This window comes from Halorhodospira neutriphila, from assembly GCF_016584055.1.
Lineage (GTDB): Bacteria > Pseudomonadota > Gammaproteobacteria > Nitrococcales > Halorhodospiraceae > Halorhodospira > Halorhodospira neutriphila.
On sequence record NZ_NRSH01000037.1, the window covers coordinates 1 to 17,951 of the forward strand.

General features: G+C 74.3%; 16 protein-coding genes. 11 read left to right on the forward strand and 5 right to left on the reverse strand.

Translation table 11 applies throughout. From position 1 onward, the window contains the following. From CKO13_RS04855 to CKO13_RS04905, 11 genes are all read left to right on the forward strand, one after another. Positions 1-349, forward strand: a 349-nt coding sequence (locus CKO13_RS04855) for a hypothetical protein (RefSeq protein WP_200257390.1), incomplete at its 5' end; no start/stop codon positions are given. A gap of 40 nt (positions 350-389) precedes the next feature. Then, a complete protein-coding gene (locus tag CKO13_RS04860) occupies positions 390-1,478 on the forward strand; it encodes an EAL domain-containing protein (RefSeq protein WP_200257393.1) in 1,089 nt (362 codons plus the stop codon). Positions 1,479-1,610: 132 nt separating this feature from the next. Continuing rightward, positions 1,611-2,306, forward strand: coding sequence for a cytochrome b/b6 domain-containing protein (locus CKO13_RS04865; RefSeq protein ID WP_200257395.1), 696 nt, complete (start codon positions 1,611-1,613; stop codon positions 2,304-2,306). Continuing rightward, positions 2,303-2,725 carry a PepSY domain-containing protein gene (locus tag CKO13_RS12920; protein WP_200257398.1) on the forward strand — a complete coding sequence of 141 codons (423 nt, stop codon included), beginning with the start codon at positions 2,303-2,305 and terminating at the stop codon, positions 2,723-2,725. Before CKO13_RS04865 ends, CKO13_RS12920 begins: the two co-directional genes overlap by 4 nt. Before the next feature lies 1 nt (position 2,726). After that, entirely contained in the window at positions 2,727-3,389 is a 663-nt protein-coding gene (locus tag CKO13_RS04875) for a response regulator transcription factor (protein ID WP_200257401.1), read from the forward strand. After that, the gene (locus CKO13_RS12985; protein ID WP_200257403.1) at positions 3,386-4,711 is read left to right on the forward strand and encodes an ATP-binding protein; all 1,326 of its coding nucleotides are present in this window, start codon (positions 3,386-3,388) and stop codon (positions 4,709-4,711) included. Before CKO13_RS04875 ends, CKO13_RS12985 begins: the two co-directional genes overlap by 4 nt. A 131-nt stretch (positions 4,712-4,842) precedes the next feature. Continuing rightward, on the forward strand, positions 4,843-6,162 hold the full coding sequence (locus CKO13_RS04885; RefSeq protein ID WP_200257404.1) for a TolC family protein: 1,320 nt from the start codon (positions 4,843-4,845) through the stop codon (positions 6,160-6,162). Continuing rightward, positions 6,159-7,256 (forward strand): efflux RND transporter periplasmic adaptor subunit, encoded by a 1,098-nt coding sequence (locus CKO13_RS04890; protein WP_207132089.1) that lies wholly within the window; start codon positions 6,159-6,161, stop codon positions 7,254-7,256. The genes CKO13_RS04885 and CKO13_RS04890 overlap by 4 nt, the downstream gene beginning before the upstream one ends. Next, positions 7,256-10,342: an efflux RND transporter permease subunit gene (locus CKO13_RS04895; RefSeq protein ID WP_200257408.1), complete on the forward strand. Its 3,087-nt coding sequence runs from the start codon at positions 7,256-7,258 to the stop codon at positions 10,340-10,342. The genes CKO13_RS04890 and CKO13_RS04895 overlap by 1 nt, the downstream gene beginning before the upstream one ends. After that, complete coding sequence (locus CKO13_RS04900; RefSeq protein WP_200257411.1) at positions 10,335-10,658, forward strand: DUF3240 family protein; 324 nt, start codon at positions 10,335-10,337, stop codon at positions 10,656-10,658. The genes CKO13_RS04895 and CKO13_RS04900 overlap by 8 nt, the downstream gene beginning before the upstream one ends. A gap of 14 nt (positions 10,659-10,672) precedes the next feature. Next, positions 10,673-11,446, forward strand: a complete 774-nt coding sequence (locus tag CKO13_RS04905; protein ID WP_200257413.1) for a hypothetical protein — start codon at positions 10,673-10,675, stop codon at positions 11,444-11,446. Between the two features lie 9 nt (positions 11,447-11,455). On the opposite strand, the gene CKO13_RS04910 is transcribed toward CKO13_RS04905, so the two are convergent. The 5 genes from CKO13_RS04910 to CKO13_RS04930 form a co-directional block, all read right to left on the reverse strand. Continuing rightward, positions 11,456-12,313, reverse strand: coding sequence for a universal stress protein (locus tag CKO13_RS04910; protein WP_200257414.1), 858 nt, complete (start codon positions 12,311-12,313; stop codon positions 11,456-11,458). Next, positions 12,306-14,726: a Lon protease family protein gene (locus CKO13_RS04915; RefSeq protein ID WP_200257415.1), complete on the reverse strand. Its 2,421-nt coding sequence runs from the start codon at positions 14,724-14,726 to the stop codon at positions 12,306-12,308. Before CKO13_RS04915 ends, CKO13_RS04910 begins: the two co-directional genes overlap by 8 nt. Positions 14,727-14,808: 82 nt before the next feature. Continuing rightward, on the reverse strand, positions 14,809-16,341 hold the full coding sequence (locus CKO13_RS04920) for a sensor domain-containing diguanylate cyclase (RefSeq protein ID WP_200257416.1): 1,533 nt from the start codon (positions 16,339-16,341) through the stop codon (positions 14,809-14,811). Positions 16,342-16,395: 54 nt separating this feature from the next. Continuing rightward, a complete protein-coding gene (locus tag CKO13_RS04925) occupies positions 16,396-17,343 on the reverse strand; it encodes a bile acid:sodium symporter family protein (RefSeq protein ID WP_200257417.1) in 948 nt (315 codons plus the stop codon). A gap of 173 nt (positions 17,344-17,516) precedes the next feature. Next, on the reverse strand, positions 17,517-17,951 hold a 435-nt coding region (locus CKO13_RS04930), incomplete at its 5' end, for a response regulator (RefSeq protein WP_200257418.1).

Consider the following 17,951-nt stretch of genomic DNA (forward strand, 5'->3'; position numbering starts at 1 on the left):
TGCCCGGCAGGCCGGCGCCGCGCAGCCCGGCCTGCGACTGGCGGCGGGGGCGAGCGCCGCGCTCTGGCTCTACCGCCCGGCGGGGCAGGAGGCGGCGGAGCCGCTGCTCCTCGAGGGGGTGCGCCAGGTGGCCTGGCTGGCGGGCTACGCCCGGGCGAGCCTGCTGGCCTTCCAGGAGCCGCGGCCGGGGGCGATCGCCGTCGACGCCCGCCTCCTCGCCCGCTGCCGCGAGGCCAAGCAGCGCGAGATCGAGGGGATCGAGGACGACTTCCAGGCCGAGTACGAGCGCCGCCTCGCCGAGATCGAGCAGGAGCGCGCCGAGGGGGGCAATTCCCGCAATACCGAATAGGGAATTACCGCAGGCGGCTAAAGGTGTTACCTTATTACGTATGGCTAGCGCACCCTCGGTCATCTGCCCCGGCTCCCCCGAGCTCCCCGAGATCAGCGACGAGGCGGGAACGCTCTACCTCGCCCCGCCGCTGCAGCACACCCGTGACCGGGTCTACGTCGCCCTGGCGGAGGCCGGCTGGCGCGTGCGCTTCCACGCCGAGGGGGTGATGGGGGTCAGCGTCCCGGCGGAGGGCCTGCGCGGGCTGTTCCGCAGGCTGGAGGGGCTCATGAGCGAGCCGGAGATGGACGCCTCGCTGACTGTGTTCACGGCGCAGGATCGCCCCTTCGGCCCCGAGGTCCTCTTCCAGGCGCAGCCCCTGGCGGTCTGGGTCCTGCGCAGCCAGAACCAGTGGCTGACCGAGCTCATCCGCGACGAGCAGGTCCGCGTCTTCTACCAGCCGATCCTCCGCGCCCAGGGGGAGGGGCAGGTCTTCGCCTACGAGTGCCTGCTCCGCGGCGTCGCCGCCGACGGGGCGATCATCTCGCCGGGGCAGATGTTCCGCGCCGCCGAGCTCAGCGACCTGGAGTTCTACCTCGACCGGCTCGCCCGCGTGGCGGCGATCCGGGACAGCCACGCGCTCGGGATCGCCGAGAACCTGTTCATCAACTTCCGGCCCACCTCCATCTACGACCCGGCCTTCTGCCTGCGCACGACCGTCGGGGCGGTGCGCGAGCTCGGCGTCGACCCGCAGCGGATCGTCTTCGAGGTCGTCGAGAGCGAGGCGATCGCCGACCACGCCCACCTGCGCCGGATCGTCGACGAGTACCGGCGCGGCGGCTTCCGCATCGCCCTGGACGACCTCGGCGCCGGCTACGGCTCGCTGAACCTGCTCAAGGACCTGGAGCCGGAGTTCGTCAAGATCGACCGCGAGCTTATCCGCGACGTCCCGCACAACCGCGCCCAGGCCTCCATCGTCGAGGCCATCGTCGAGATGGCGCACAAGCTGGGGACGACCACCGTGGCCGAGGGGATCGAGGAGCCCGAGGAGCTGCACTGGCTCCAGCGGGTGGGGATCGACCTCGTCCAGGGGTTCTACTTCGCCCGCCCGGCGCACCCGCCGCCGGCGCTCGCCTCCGCGGCCCCCTAGCGGCTCGGGCCTCGGCGCCGGCCGGCGTGGTCCGGCTCCCGGTCCAGGGGTGGCGGCCCGTTCAGGGCCGTTTCAGTTGCCCGCCCTATACTGGCCCGGCATCCCTATCGAGAAGCCGGAGGAGGGTCGTCCATGAGCGAATCGCAAACCCCGCAGGAGCGCAGCGTACGGGTCTGGGACCCGTGGGTGCGGATCTCCCACTGGCTGGTGGCGGCAGGCTTTTTGGCCGCCTACCTCAGCGCCGAGGAGGTCATGGCGCTCCACGTCTGGGCGGGCTACCTGGTGGCGACCCTGGTGCTGCTGCGCGTGGCCTGGGGCTTCGTCGGGGCGCGCCACGCCCGCTTCGCCGACTTCGTGCCGAGCCCCGCGCGGCTTGCCGCCTACGTGCGCGATATCGGCCGCGGCCGCGAGCGGCGCTACCTCGGCCACAACCCCCTCGGGGGCGTGATGGCGCTAGCCCTGCTGCTGGCCCTGGCGAGCACCGCGACCACCGGGATGATGACCCTCGGCGCCGAGGAGCAGGCCGGCCCCCTGAGGGGGCTCTACGCCGCGCAGGGCGCCGGGGCCGGCCTCACCCCCATCGCGGCGGCGCGCGCCGACGAGGATGAGGAGGCCGAGGCGTACCACGAGGCCGGCGAAGAGGAGGAGGGCGAGGAGGCCGGTGAGGCCCTCGAGGAGGTCCACGAGCTCTCGGCCAACCTGACGCTGGGGCTGGTGGTCCTCCACGTGCTCGGCGTGGCCTGGACGAGCTGGCGGGAGCGGCAGAACCTGGCCCGCGCCATGGTCGACGGCCGCAAGCGCCCCGTGGCGGAGGGCGACGGCTCGTGAGCCGGCGCCGCTGCGCCTGGCGGGCCCTCGCCGTGCTCCTCGCCGGGGGGTGTGCGCTGCCCGCCGGCAGCAGCCCCGAGGGCGGCGCGGGCGAGCGCGAGGGCTACCACGACATCCCCCGGGTGCGGACGCTCTACGAGCGCGGCGAGATCCGCTCGCTCGAGGCCCTCGTGGCCAAGGCGCGGGAGCGCTACCCTGGCGGGCGGCTGATCGAGGCCGAGCTGCTCAGCGACGGCGAGCGGCTGATCTACGAGATCGAGCTCCTCGACGCCGACGGGGTGCTCCGGGAGCTCTTCTACGACGCCCGCAGCGGCGAGGCCGTGCCGGGCTACGAGGAGGAAGACGACGACGAGGGGCACGGCCGCGGCGGGGCGCATCCCGACACGGAGGAGCGCCGCGAGGATCGGCGGGAGCGTTGAGATGCGCGTGCTGGTGGTCGAGGACGATACCGAGCTGGCGGCGCGGCTGCAGCAGGCGCTGCGCGAGGCCGGCTACGCCGCCGACGTCACCGGCGACGGCGACGAGGCGGCCTACCTCGGCCGCGAGGAGCCCTTCGACGCCGCCGTGCTCGACCTGGGCCTGCCCGGGCGCTCGGGCCTGGAGGTCCTCGCCGGCTGGCGCGAGGCCGGGGTCGATCTCCCGGTGCTCATCCTGACCGTGCGCGACGCCTGGTACGAGCGCGTCGAGGGCTTCGAGGCCGGCGCCGACGACTACCTCGGCAAGCCCTTCCACATGCCCGAGCTCCTCGCCCGCCTCGCCGCCCTGCTGCGCCGCCGGCACGGGCTCAGCGCCGGGCCCCTGCGGGCGGCGGGGCTGCGGCTCGACGAGGGCCGGCAGGTGGTGGTGACCGCCGAGGGCGCCGAGCACGAGCTGACCGCCACGGAGTTCCGGCTGCTGCGCTACCTCATGCACAACGCCGGCCGGGTCCTGTCCAAGAGCGCCCTCACCGAGCACGTCTACGAGTACGACGCCGAGCGCGACAGCAACGTCGTCGAGGTCTACATCCGCCGGCTGCGGCGCAAGATCGGCGCCCAGCGGATCCGCACCCGGCGCGGCCAGGGCTACGAGCTGCTCGGGCCGTGAGATCCCTCCAGGGCCGGCTCGCCGCGGGGCTCGCGCTCAGCCTCCTGCTGCTGCTCGGGCTGCAGTACGCCCTCGTCAGCGGCGCCATCCGCGATACCGCCGAGGGGTACATCGCCGACCGGCTGCGCCACGACACCGACAACCTCCTCGCCGCCCTGCAGTGGGGCCCCGAGGGGCCGAGCCTGGCCGCCGAGGACGCCCTCTACCAGCGCCCCTACTCGGGCCACTACTACCGCATCGAGGCCGGCGGGGAGAGCCTGCGCTCGCGCTCGCTCTGGGAGGGGCGCCTCCCGCTGCCGGCGGTGGGGCTCGGCGAGGTGCGCCGGCTGCGGGCCACCGGCCCCCAGGGGCAGCCGCTGCTGCTGCGCGTCGCCGGCCTGCGCAAGGAGGGGCGCACGGTGCGCATCGCGGTGGCCGAGGACCTCTCCCCGCTGTACCGGGACCTGCGGGCCTTCCAGTGGCGCTACGGCCTGGTCTCGCTGGCCGTCGGCGCCGGGCTGCTGGGGCTGCAGTGGGCCCTGCTCGCCCTCGGCATGCGCCCCCTCGGCCGGCTGCGCGAGCAGATCGGGAGGCTCGAGCGCGGCGAGCGCAGCGCCCTCTCCGAGGCGGTCCCCGCCGAGGTCCGGCCGCTGGTCCGGGAGCTGAACCGGCTGCTGGAGGTGCTCGACGAGCGCCTGCAGCGCTCCCGCCGGGCCATGGGCGACCTCGCCCACGCCCTCAAGACCCCGCTGACCCGGCTCTGCCAGGCCGCCGAGGAGGGCTGCGCCGACCCCGAGCTGCGCCGCCGGCTCCTCGAGCCGGCCGAGCAGATCCAGCAGCGCATCGACCGCGAGCTCAAGCGCGCCCGCCTGGCCGCCGGCGCGCCGGGGCAGCGCTTCGATCCCGGCCGCGAGCTGCCGGCCCTGATCCGCGTCCTGGAGCGGGTCTACGCCGAGCGGGGCCTGCGGCTGCGCTATACGGGGCCGGATCCCGGCCTCGCCTTCGCCGACCGCGAGGATATGCTCGAGCTCGCCGGCAACCTGCTCGATAACGCCTGCAAGTGGGCGCGGAGCGAGGCCCGGATCCGCGTGGAGGCGCAGCCGGCCCCGGCGCTGATCGTCGAGGACGACGGCCCCGGCGTCCCGCCGGAGCACCGCGAGGCGCTGACCCGCCGCGGGGTGCGCCTCGACGAGGCGGCCGAGGGCTTCGGCCTGGGGCTGGCCATCGTCGGCGACCTGGTGGCGGCCTACCGCGGGCGGCTGGATCTCGAGACCTCCGCCGATCTCGGCGGCCTGGCCGTGCGCGTCACCCTGCCGGCGGAGTCCCTCTCGAGGCCCTCCTGATCGCGACGCCGCCCCTCGGCCAGCGGGGCTCGGCCGGAGGGGGCTACGCAGACGCGCCCGCCCGTTCAGGCCCGTTTCAGGGCACCCGACCATAATGGGGATCGAATAGCGGTGAACGGGTGGGTATAGCCATGACGCGATCACGATGGCGCCGGCGATCAACCGGCCGGAAGGCGGCGCGGCTCGGCGCCGCGGCGCTGCTGCTCGGCGGCCTCGGCGCGGAGGCCGCCGAGCAGGGCGAGGATGCCGGCCCTTACGGCCCTCTCTCCGGCGATCCCGGGCTGAGCCTCGGCGAGGTCGTCCGGGCGGCGGTGCAGCGGCTGCCCGAGCGGCTCGAGCCGCAGGCCCGGGAGCGCGAGGCCGAGGCCCTGGAGCGGCGCGCCGCGGCGTGGCTGCCCGGGAATCCGGCCCTGGCGATCAGCCACACCAACGACGCCGTCGGCACCGACGCGGGCAACCGCGAGTGGGAGGGCGGCCTCGAGATCCCGCTGTGGCGGCCGGGGCAGCGCTCGGCGCGCCGGGATCTGGCCGAGGGGGCCGCCGCCCAGGCGCAGGCCGGCCGCGAGGCGCTACGCCTGGAGGCTGCCGGCCGGGTGCGCGAGCGCCTCTGGGGGCTTGCGCTGCAGCGCAAGCGCGTGGCCATGGCCCGCATCGAGCTGGAGACCGCCGAGGCCCTCGAGGAGAAGGTGACCCGGCGCTTCGAGCTCGGCGACCTGCCGCGCTCCGAGGTGCTCATGGCCCGCGACCGGGTGGTGCAGAAGGAGGCGGCCCTGGCCGAGGCGCGCTCGGGGCTGCGCGCCCGGCGTGCCGACTACCGCCGCCTGACGGGCCTGGAGCGCACCCCGCAGCAGTGGCGGGAGCCGCGGGCCGAGGGAGGGAAGGCCCCGGCGGGGCCGGAGCCCTACGCCGAGCTGCTCCGGGACCATCCCGCTCTGGCCCGGGCGCGGCGCGCTGTCGAGCGGCGCCGGGCGCAGCGCGAGCTCGCCGGCGAGGAGGCGGCGGAGAGCCCCAGCTTGATGCTCGGCACCCGGCGGGAGCGGGGCGCCGGCGGCGAGACCGTCAACAGCCTCCAGGCGAGCCTGCACATCCCGCTCGGGCAGCGCACCCAGACGCAGTACCAGCGCGCGTCCGCAGGGGTCGAGCTCGCCCAGGCCGAGTCCCGGCTCGCCCGGCTCCGGCGGGATCTGCGCGGCGCCCTCGAGCGGGCCCACGAGGCGGTGGCCGCCGCCCGCGAGCTGCTCCGCCGGGCCCGCCGGCGCGAGGAGACGGCCGGCGAGACCCTCGAGATGGCCCGCCGCGCCTTCGAGGCGGGGGAGTACGACCTGATCGACCTGCTCCGGGTGCAGGATCGCTACGCCGCCGCCCGCCAGGCCCGAGCGCAGCAGGCCCTCGAGCTCCAGCGCGCCATCGCCCGCTACAACCAAGCAGCCGGAGAGGTCCCGCAGCCATGATCCGCTTGCTCTCGATCGCAGCGCTCGCCCTCGGCGCGGGCGCGGCCCTCGCCGCGCCGCCCGAGATTCCCATCTCCGCGGCGCAGATGGAGCGCCTCGGCGTCGCCACCGAGCCGGTGGCGACGGCCGAGGGCGGCCAGGCCTGGAGCCTGCCCGCCCGCGTGGCGATCCCGCCGAGCCAGGAGCGGGTGGTGAGCGCCCCCCAGGGGGGGCTGGTCGCCGCCCTGCACGCCGCCCCCGAGGAGGCGGTCGCCGCCGGCGAGCTCCTCGCCGAGCTCCACAGCCCCGGGCTGGTGGAGCAGCAGCGGGCCTTCCTGCAGGCGCTGTCGGCGAAGGGGCTGGCAGAGGCCGCCCTCGAGCGGGACCGGCAGCTGCTCGACGACGGGGTTATCGCCGAGCGGCGCTTCCAGGAGACCCGCAGCCGCTTCCAGCAGGCCCGGGCCGACCTCGAGGCCCAGCGCCAGGGGCTGGATCTGTCCGGGATGGCGCCGGAGGCCATCGAGCGGCTCGAGCAGAGCCAGCAGATGTCGGCCCGGCTCCGCGTCCGCTCCCCCCTCGACGGCGTGGTGGTGGCCAGGGCGGTGAGCACCGGCGACCGCGTCCAGAGCGCCCAGGCGCTCTACCGGGTCGCCCGGCTCGACCCCCTGTGGCTGGAGCTCCGGGTGCCCGAGGATCGGCTGCAGGGGGTCGATGAGCAGAGCCGGGTCCACGTCGCCTGCGCCGACGCCGAGGCGCCGGTGGTCCTTGTCGGCCGGACCGCCGATCCCGAGAGCCAGACGGTGCTCGTGCGCGCCGAGATCAGCGCCGAGGCCCCCTGCCTGCGCCCCGGCCAGATGGTGGAGGCGCGCCTGGCGAGCGGGGCGGCGGCGTCGGCGCGGCTCCAGGTGCCCAAGGCCGCGGTGGTCCGCAACCGCGGCGAGGACTGGGTCTTCGTGCGCACGCCCCGGGGCTTTCGGCCCACGCCGGTGACCGTGCACGGCCACCGCGGCGGCGCCGCCCTGCTCAGCGGCGAGCTGCGCCCCGGCCAGGCGGTCGCGGTGCGCGGGGTCGCGGCCCTCAAGGGCGCCTGGTCCGGCTACGGAGGGGCGGAGTGATGTTCGGGCGGATCCTGCAGCTCGCCCTGAGCCAGCGGCTCTTCGTCCTCCTGCTGGTGGCCCTGCTCGCCGGCGCCGGGACGCTGGCCTTCCGCACCCTGCCCATCGACGCCTTCCCGGACGTCTCCACCACGCAGGTACAGGTCATCCTCAAGGCGCCGGGCATGACCCCCGAGCAGGTGGACCAGCGCATCACGGCGCCGGTGAGCGTCGAGATGCGCGGCATCCCGCGGCAGGAGACGCTGCGCTCGGTGGCCAAGTACGGCGTGACCGTCATCACGGTGGACTTCGAGGAGGGCACCGACCTCTACTGGGCCCGCCAGCAGGTCTCCGAGCGCCTCGCCGGGCTGCGCAGCGAGCTGCCCGAGGACGTCAGCGGCGGCATGGCGCCGGCGACGACCCCCCTCGGGGAGATGTTCATGTTCACCATCGAGGGCGGCGGCCTCTCCCTGACCGAGCGCCGCACCCTGCTCGACTGGACCATCCGGCCCGCCCTGCGCTCCGTCGACGGGGTGGCTGACGTCAACGCCCTCGGCGGCAAGGTGGCGACCTACCAGGTCTCGCCCGATGCCGGGCGGATGAACGCCCGAGGCATCACCCTCGCCGAGCTGCGTGAGGCGCTGGCGGCGAACAACCGCAACGACGGCGCCGGCCGGCTGGTCGAGGGCGAGGAGACGCTGCTCGTGCGCACCCGCGGCCAGGTCGCCGGGCTCGAGGAGCTGCGCCGTATCGTGGTGGCCCGCCGGGGCGGGACGCCGGTGCGCGTGGCCGACGTCGCCGAGGTGCGCATCGGCCACCTCACCCGCTACGGCGCCGTGACCGCCGACGGCGAGGGCGAGGCCGTCCAGGGGCTGGTGCTCGGCCTGCGCGGCGCCAACGCCCGCCGCGTCGTCGAGGGGGTCCGGGAGCGGCTCGAGGAGATCGAGCCGCAGCTGCCGGAGGGGGTGGAGGTCGATGTCTTCTACGACCGCGGTGCCCTGGTCGAGCGGGCGGTGGACACCGTCGCCGACGCCCTCCTCGAGGCGATCGTCCTGGTGCTGATCCTGCTGCTGCTGATGCTCGGCAACATCCGCGCCGCGCTGACGGTGGCCCTGATCCTGCCCATGGCGGCCCTCGGGACCTTCCTGCTCATGCGCTGGTTCGACCTCTCGGCGAACCTCATGAGCCTCGGCGGGCTGGCGATCGCCATCGGCATGCTCGTCGACGCCGCCGTCGTGGTCGTCGAGAACGTCGTCGCCTCCCTGGAGCGCTCCGGCCCGGGGCGCCGCCGGCTGCCGCGGCTGCACCTGATCTACCGCTCGGTGCGGGAGATGGGCGTGCCGGTGACCTCGGGGATCCTCATCATCGTCATCGTCTTCCTGCCCCTGCTGACGCTCCAGGGGCTCGAGGGCAAGCTCTTCACGCCGGTGGCCGTGACCATCGTCTTCGCCCTGCTGTGCTCGCTGGCGCTGTCGCTGACGGTGATCCCGGTGCTGGCGAGCTACCTGATCGGGCGGGTGCGCGAGCACGACCCCTGGCTGATCCGCCAGCTCCACCGCCTCCACACGCCGCTGCTGCGCTGGAGCCTGCGCCGCGGCGGCTGGATCGCCGGCGGCGCCGCGCTGCTGATGGCGGCGACGGTGGCGGTCTTCCCGCTGATCGGCAAGACCTTCATGCCCACCCTGCAGGAGGGGACCGTCGTGGTGCAGCTCGCCAAGCTGCCGTCGATCTCCCTGGACGAGTCTCTGGAGCTCGATACCCGGATCCAGCGGGCCCTGATCGAGGAGGTCCCGGAGGTGACCGGGGCTGTCGCCCGGACCGGCTCCGACGAGCTGCGCATGGACCCCATGGGGCTGAACGAGACGGACATGTTCCTGGAGATGCGGCCGCGCTCGGAGTGGACCGTGGACAGCAAGGCCGCCCTGCTCGAGCGCCTGCGCGGCGTCCTCAACGAATTCTCCGGGGTCAGCTACTCCTTCACCCAGCCCATCGAGATGCGCGTCTCGGAGATGCTCACCGGGGTGCGCGGCGACGTGGCGGTGAAGCTCTTCGGCCCCGACCTGGCGGTGCTCAACCGCAAGGCGGGCGACATCGCCGACGCCCTCGAGGGGGTGCGCGGCAGCGAGGACGTCTACTACACCGACAACAGCGGCCTGCAGTACGTGGAGGTCGCAGTCGACCGCATGGCGGCGGGGCGGCTCGGCCTCTCCGTCGAGGCCCTCGCCGAGGCGCTCAAGGCGCAGGTCGAGGGGATCGACGTGGGCACGGTCTACGAGGGGCGCCGGCGCATCCCGGTGATGATCCGCGGCGAGGGGGCGGGGCGCCCCTCGGTCGAGGAGCTGGCCGGGCGGCGCCTGACCCTGCCCGACGGCCAGGTCGTGCCCCTGTCCAACGTCGCGGATATCGAGCGCACCGAGGGGCCGGTGCAGGTCAACCGCGAGGAGGGCTCGCGCATGGCGGTGGTGCGCACCAACGTCGCCGGCCGCGACCTGGTGGGCTTCGTCGAGGAAGCGCGCCGGGCGGTGCAGGCGCAGGTCGAGCTGCCCCAGGGCTACCGCGTGAGCTGGAGCGGCGAGTTCGAGAACCAGCAGCGCGCCGCGCAGCGGCTCGCCATCGTGATCCCGGTCGCCATCGGGCTGATCTTCGTGGTGCTGTTCACCACCTTCGGCTCGGTGCGCCAGGCGCTGCTGGTCCTGCTCAACGTCCCCTTCGCCATGATCGGCGGGGTCTTCGCCCTGCTGCTCACCGGGACGTACCTCTCCGTGCCCGCCTCGGTGGGCTTCATCGCGCTGCTCGGCATAGCCGTGCTCAACGGCGTGGTGATGGTCACTTACTTCAACTACCTCCACGCCCTCGGGCTGCCCATGGAGCGGGTTGTCGAGGAGGGGGCGCAGCGGCGCCTGCGCCCGGTGATGATGACGGCGAGCATCGCGGCGCTGGGGCTGGTGCCGCTGCTCTTCGCCACCGGGCCGGGCTCCTCGATCCAGAAGCCGCTGGCCACCGTGGTCATCGGCGGCCTGTTCACCTCGACCCTGCTGACCCTCTTCCTGCTGCCGGTGCTCTACCGGCGCTTCGGCCAACCCCGGGAGGTCCGCCGCCATGGCTGAGGAGTACGTGCTGGCCCTGCTGCCGCTGCCGCAGACGGGCGATGAGCTTATGGACTGGCTGCTCGCCTTCCACGGCGAGCTGACCTTCACCAGCCAGGAGATCGACTACCACGGCCTCGCCCCCGACGAGCTGGCCGGCCCCGAGCAGGTCACCGGCCGCCAGCGCCGGCTGCTCGTGCGGGTCCGGGTCTCCCGGGAGCAGCTCCAGCCGCTGCTCGATGGCCTCGAGGCGGCCTTCCCGGAGGCCGGGTGGCCGTACTGGGTCATTCCGCTGCACGGCAGCGGCCGTATCGGGGGCGGCGAAGCCGCCAATTGACTTCGGAGGGACCGATGATCCCACACAGACTGCTCATAGTGCCTTTCGTCGTGGTCCTAGCCCTGGGCCTCTGTACCGGGAGCCTCGCTAATCCAGGGGAATCCGCTGATCCCGAGGTGGTAGGGTCGGCCCCTGCGGCTGAGGCGCGTATCCAGGACTGCCCTCAAAAGTCCTCCGTCCGCTCGCTGCAGGGGGAGGAGCTGCAGGGCGCCGTTGAGGCTAGGGGGGAGGACGGTGATGGGCCCCAGGGCTCGAGCCGGAACCGGGAGTTGATCGAGAACATCTGGTGCCCCCTGATGGATCACCTCGACATCGATGTCGGTCCTCCCCTCGTCGAGGAGATCGGAGCAGGCCAGTACGCCCTGATCGTGCCTGTCACGGCAGAGATCCCCGGCAGCGTGATAGACCGGGTGGGGATGTGGGCCGACGCCCAGCCCGACCTGGCGACCTACTCTTGGAACCGCTTTGATGGCCCGTCCTATGGGGCCCTCCGCGCCTACGACGGCTCCCCGGGGGGAGACGACGCCTTCGAGATCTATGGGCGGAACGCCGCGAATGAGGGGCTCTTCCGTGAGGCCCACTTGGCCTTTCGCCTTCAAATCGGCGATAAGGTCGTAGAGCGGCGGCCTTATCAGGGGGATGGCGAGCACGATCAGATCACGGCGGAGAACCGCTTTATTACCTCTGTAAGAGGGTTCTCCAAGGAAGAGCTGGGCCAGCTCGAGCGCATCAGCGTGGAGGCCTACTTGGATCTCTCCACCGACGCGGAAGGGCGGTCTTCTCAGTAGCGGCGGAGGTCAGGGGATGACCACCACCGGCAGCTGCAGCGCCTCGACGAGCTCGCGGGCGTCGTGGCGGCGCATCACGGCGCTGCGGCGGCTGACGACGACCTTCTCGGCGGCCTGCGCGGCGAGCAGCCGGGCGATACGCTCCGGGCCGTCGGTGGTGACGGGCAGCCAGCGGGCCTGGGGGAAGCGCTCGGCGAGCCAGCGCTGCGCCGGGTCGGCCGCCGCCTCGGGTGCTGCGCCCGGGGCGTGGCAGGCGATGACCGCGGTGAGCGCCTCGTCGGGCTCGAGCAGGGCGGCGGCGCTCTCCAGGGCCTGGAGGCCGGAGGCGCCGGCGTCGATGACCACGGCGACGCCGCGGGGGCGCGCCTCGGGGAGCGGCCGCTCGAAGACCATCACCGGCCCCGGCGCCTCGTGGAGGATCGCCCAGGCGCTCGAGCCCACGCGCTGGCCGCGTGCGCGGGCGTAGCCGATCTTGCCGAGGACGAGCAGGTCCTCCGGGGCGAGCAGCGCGAGGGCCTCGCGGGGCAGGCGGCCGCGGCTGACCTGCAGGCGGTGGCGCACCCCGCGGGGCGCGGCGGTCTGCGCCAGGGCGCTGCGGATCGCCTCGGCGCGGGCGCGCATGCGCTCCTCCAGCGCCTCGGCCTGCAGGGGGCGGACGGCCCCGGAGAGGCCGACCTCCCGGCTCCACGGGTAGCCGGCGCAGCGCAGCAGCTCCTCCTCCTCGACGTAGAGGGCGAGCAGCTCCGCGTGCCGCCGGGCGGCGAGCTCGATGGCGGCCTCGAGCGCCGCCATGCTCGCCTCGGAGGCGTCGAGGAGCACGACCACCCGGCCGATCAGCACCTGCTCGCCAGCCCCACCGTCACGCATCGCCGTCCTCCTCCTCGTGCGCCCCGCTCCCCTCGGATGCCGGCTCGCCGTCATCGCCGTGGTGGCGGCGCTCCACCTCGGCGAAGCGGGCCAGGCGCTCGGCGACGGCGCGGTTGACCGTCCCCTCCGGCCAGCGCCCCGCCGCGTCGCGCCGGCCCGCCGGCCGGTGGGTCAGCAGCGCCAGCGCCTCGTCGACGTGCGCCAGGGGGTAGATGCGGAACTGCCCCGCGGCGACGGCCTCGCGGACCTCGCGGCGCAGCATCAGGTGGGCGACGTTGGCCGCCGGCAGGGCCACGCCCTGCTGCCCGGTCAGCCCGGCCTGGCGGCAGACCTCGAAGAAGCCCTCGACCTTCTCGTTGACCCCGCCGACGGCCTGCACCTCGCCGAGCTGGTTGACCGAGCCGGTGACGGCGATGCCGTGGTCGAGGGGGATCTCGCCGGTGGCCGAGAGCAGGGCGCAGAGCTCGGCGACGGAGGCGCTGTCGCCGTCGATGCCGCCGTAGGACTGCTCGAAGGCGAGGCTCGCCGACAGCGAGAGGTCGCTCTCCGGGGCGAAGCGGCTGGCGAGGAAGCGCGAGAGGATCATCACGCCCTTGGAGTGGATATTGCCGCCGAGCTTGGCCTCGCGCTCGATGTCGACGAGCTGGCCGCGCCCCGGGCGCGCCGTGGCGGTGATCCGCGTGGGGCGGCCGAAGGCGTAGCCGCCGAGCTGCAGCACGGAGAGGCCGTTGACCGACCCGGCGTAGGCCCCCTCGGTGAAGATGACCAGGGTGCCCCGGCGGATGAGCTCGAGGTTGCGGTCGCGCAGCCGCGAGGCGCGGCGCTCCTGGGCGTCCAGGGCGCGCTCGACGTGCTCGCGCCCCACGGCCTCGGCCGCCTCGCCGGCGGCGTAGTGGTCGGCCTCCTGGAGCAGGTCGGCGATGGCCCGGCCGCCGGCGGCGAGGCGCTCGCTGTCCTCGGCCATCCGGCTGCCGTGCTCGATGACCCGCGCCACTGCGTGGCGGTCGAGGGGGCGCAGCCCGTGCTGGGCGGCGAGGGTGCCGATCATCCGGGCGTAGAGCCGCTCGGTCTCGGCATCACGGGGCAGGTCGTCCTCCAGGTCCGCCTCGATCTTGAACAGCTCGGGGAAGTCCGGGTCGTAGGCGGAGAGCAGGTAGTAGATCATCCGGTCGCCGAGCAGGACCACCTTGGTGCGCAGCGGCATCGGCTCCGGCTCCAGGGTCACCGTCGACCAGAAGCCGTGGACCTGCTCCAGCGACTCGATGCGCACCTCCTCGGCGAAGAGGGTGCGCTTGAGCGACTCCCAGGCGAAGGGCTGGGTGAGCACCTTGTGGGCGTCGAGGATCAGGTAGCCGCCGTTGGCCAGGTGCAGCGAGCCCGGCCGGATGAGGGAGAAGTCGGTGACCAGCGCCCCCTGCTGGACGTGGTGCTCGATGCGCCCGACGAGCCGCTGGTGGGTGGGCATGTCCTCGTAGACCACCGGCGCGCCGTGGTTCGGCCCCCGGCCGACGAGGAGGTTGGCCTGGTAGCGGCCGAGGACCTGCTCCATCGCCTCCTGCTCGCCGGAGCGGAAGGTGTCGACGTTCTCGATGAGATCGTCGTGGAGGGCGTCGAGGTGCGCGGCGGCCGCCGGCAGCTCGCTGTAGCGCTGGCGCAGCTCCTCGATGCGCTGGCCGATGGCGAGCAGGGTCATCTCCTCGTTGAGCTTGCGGATCTGCTCGTGGATCTCCTTGCGCCACTTGGGGATCTGCTGGACGACCTGCTGGAGGCGCTCCTGGAGCGCCTCGATGGCCTGCTGGTAGCCGCGGCGCTCGGCCTCGGGCAGCTGCTGGAACTGCTCCGGGTCGATGACCTCGCCGTCCTTGACGGGGGCGACCGTGAAGCCCGACGGGGTCTGCAGGAGGGTGACGCTGTGCTGCTCCGCCTCCTGCTGGACCGACTCGAAGGCCTCGCGCTGGCGGCGGTTGAGCTGCTGCTGGAGCTCCTGGAGGCGGCTGCGGTACTCGTCGCTCTCGAAGGTCGCCGGGATGGCGGTGCGCAGCTCGTCGACGAGCTGCTCCAGGTCGCGGCGCCAGTGGCTGCCCCAGCTCGGCGGCAGGCGGAGCAGCCGCGGCTGCGTCGGCTCGTCGAAGTTGTTCAGGTAGCACCAGTCCGCCGGGCTCGCCTCGGCGGCGGCGCGGCCAGCGAGCAGGCGCTGGACCATCTCGAGCTTGCCGGCGCCGTTGGGGCCCATGACGAAGAGGTTGAAGCCGCGGCTGGGCATCGGGGCGCCGAGCTCCAGGGCCTCGAGGGCCCGCTCCTGGCCCGGCGGCCGCTCCATGGCCTCGAGCTCGCGGGTCGTCGCGAAGCCGAGCCGCTCGGCGTCGCAGTGGCGGTAGAGGCGCTCCGGCGGTAGCGGTTGCGGGGCGGGCATGGTCTCCTCGGGCCGGCGGGCTCTCCACGGCAACAGTAGTAGCTTAGCCCGGGCTGGAGAAGCGCGCCGGCGGGCAGCCGGGTCAGCCGGCGCCGGGGTCGCGAGGCGGGGCGCAGCGGATGCAGTCCCGCCCCTCGCGCTTGGCGCGGTAGAGCGCGGCGTCGGCCGCCTCGAGGAGGGCGTCCGCCGTGACGGCCCTCCCCGCCTGGCCCGGCCGCGCCGCGTAGCCGATGGAGATGCTCGTGCACACGGGGGCGGCCTCGGCGGGGCAGGGGGCGTGGCGGTGGGCGGCGACGGCCTGGCGCAGCCGCTCGAGGAGCTTGCCGGCCTCCCGGGGGCTGAGCCCCGGCAGGAGCAGGAGGAACTCCTCGCCGCCGTAGCGCACGATGGTGTCCTGGGCGCGCACCTGCGCCTTGAGCAGCGAGGCGATCTCGCAGAGCAGGGCGTCGCCGCGCTGGTGGCCGTAGCGGTCGTTGACCTGCTTGAAGTGGTCGATATCGGCGAGGGCGAGGGTCAGCGGGGCGTCGGCCTCGTTGGCCTTGGCGACGAGGCTGGCGAGCCGCCGGTCGAGGTGGCGGCGGTTGCCGAGCTGGGTCAGCGGGTCGCGCTCGGCCTGCTCCTCCAGGGAGTTCTTGCGCGCCTCGAGCTCCTGGCTGCGCGAGCACTCCTGCGAGGCCTGCTGGATCAGGTTGAGGTTGCGGCAGACGAGCACGTTCCGCGCCCGCTCGAGGACGCTGGCGATCTCCGCCGGGTCGATGGTCCTCGCCTCGTGGACGCGGAGCAGCTCGTTGACCGACTCGGACCAGGTCTCGATGAACCCGGCGACCTCGTCGCCGCCCCAGCCGAGCCGCTCGCTGGCGAGGGCGGCCGCCTGGACGGCGGCTGTCTCCGGGTCGCGGCCGACCCACAGGTCGGCGAGCCGGCTGGAGCAGGTCACGGTGCGCAGCAGCGCGGCGTCCGCCCCGACGGGGGCCTCGCCCTCGGGCCCCTGGCCGTGGCTCCCGGCCACGGCGCAGCAGAGGTGCTCGGGCACCCCCCAGCGCCGCAGCAGCCAGCCCCCCACCGCCGCGTGATCGAGGCCGAGCAGCTCCGCCTCGGTCAGCCGGAGGGTCTCGTGGTCCGGCGTCGGGTGGACGAGCCGCGCGTAGTCCTGCGGCAGGACGGCGTCGAGGGCGAGCATGCCGATGTCCTGGAGCAGCCCGGCGAGCATCGGCGTGTCGAGGTCCCGCTGCCGCTCGTGGTAGGCGATGCTGCGCGCCGCCGAGGCGGCGACGATGGCGCGGCGCCAGAAGCTCGGGTAGTCGAGCTGCGCCGTCGGCTTGCCGCAGTCACGGACGAGGGCGAAGCTCAGGGCGATGGTCAGCGTCCCGTTGACGCCCAGGGTCATGACCGCGTCGCTGAGCCGGGTGATCCGCCCGGCGCGCGAGAGCAGGGGGGAGTTCGCCGCCTGCAGGGTCTTCGCCGCCAGCGCCGGGTCGCAGGAGATCGCGTCGATGACCTGGCTGGGGGCGACCTCCGGGTCCTCGCCGAGCTCCAGGATGCGCACGGCGACGCTCGGCATCGTCGGCAGGTCGGGCGTGTTCTCGAGGCGTTTCCAGAGCTCGTGCGTATCCATGGGATCCTTTGTGCTGCGAGCGGCTCGGACGCCCGGGCCTGGAGCGCACGACGCCTAGCGGGGACGCCGCTGGAGCCAGGTGGCCAGCGCCGCACCGGTAATATTGTGCCAGACGCTGAAAAGCGCCCCGGCGAGGGCGGCCTCGGCCGAGAAGAAGGCCAGCGCGAGCGTCACCGCCAGGCCGCTGTTCTGCATGCCCACCTCGAAGGCGCAGGCGCGCCGCTGCGCCGGCGCCATGCCGGCCAGCCAGGCCAGTGCGGCACCGCCGGCCAGGCCGATCCCATTGTGCAGGACCACGGCCGTGGCGACAGGCCATGTTGCGGCGGCCAGCTTGTCGAGGTTCAGCGCCACCACCGCGGCGACGATGACCGCCACTGCAGCACTGCTCACGCCGGGGCTGACCTCGGCGACCGGGGCGGCGAGCCCCGCGGCGCGGCGGTCGAGGAGCCGGCGCAGGGCCACGCCGAGGAGCACCGGCGCCAGGACGATGGTCGCCACCGAGCCGAAGAGCCCGCCGAAGCCGACCTGGACCTGCTCGCCGAGCAGCAGCAGGATCCAGGCCGGCATGAGCAGCGGCGCTAGGAGCGTGGCGACCGTGGTGGCGGTCACCGACAGGGCGACGTCGCCGCGGGCGAGCGCCGTGATGACGTTGGAGGCGGTCCCGCCCGGCGCCGCGCCGACGAGCACGACGCCGGCGGCGAGCGCCGGCGGCAGGCCGAGGGCCGCCGCCAGGGCCCAGGCGGCCAGCGGCATGACCAGCGCCTGGGCCACGAGCACGACCCCGACCTCCTGGGGGCGGCGGAGAACCCGGGTGAAGTCCGCCGGCTGGAGCGTCAGGCCCATGCCGAGCATGACCACGCCGAGCAGCGCCGGGATCGCCGGCTCGAGGGCGCGGAAGGGGCCGGGCTGCCAGGCGGCGAGCAGCGCCGCGAGCACCACCCAGAGGACGAAGTAGCGGGTAGTCAGCCGGGCGAGGCGGATGGGCCAGCGTGTGCCCTGCATCGCTCCTCCCTTGAGGGCTTGAGGGGGGGATCCGGTGTAAGGGGCCCAATTCTGCCCGCTCGCCTCGGCGCGGCGCTACGGCGCCCCTGGTCAAGGCGCGCTCGTGCGCCCGCGTCTACGCCGCCCTTGGGCCGCTTCATGCCCACAAGGCCCGGGGGCGCCCGGCGGCGGGCTCAGCGGGGCTGCCGGACCCAGGCGAGCAGGTCGCGGACCGCCTGCCAGCGGACCGGCTTGGTCAGGTAGGCGTCGCAGCCGGCCTCGTAGCAGGCCGCCTCCACCTCCTCGAGGGCGTGGGCGGTGAGCACGGCGATGGGCACGGGGGCCGCCCCGGCCGCGGCCTCCTCGGCGCGGATGGCCTGGATCGTCTCGTAGCCGTCCATCTCGGGCATCTGCACGTCGAGCAGGACCAGGTCCGGCCCCATGCGCCGCCAGGCGGCGAGGGCGGCACGGCCGTCGGCGACGACCTCCATGGCCGCGCAGCCGGACCACTCGAGCAGGGTCTGGACGAGCAGGGCGTTGGTCGGCTCGTCCTCGGCGGCGAGGATCCGCAGCCCCGCGCCGATCGCCTCCGCCTCCTGGGAGGGCGCGGGGGGACCCGGATCGCGGGG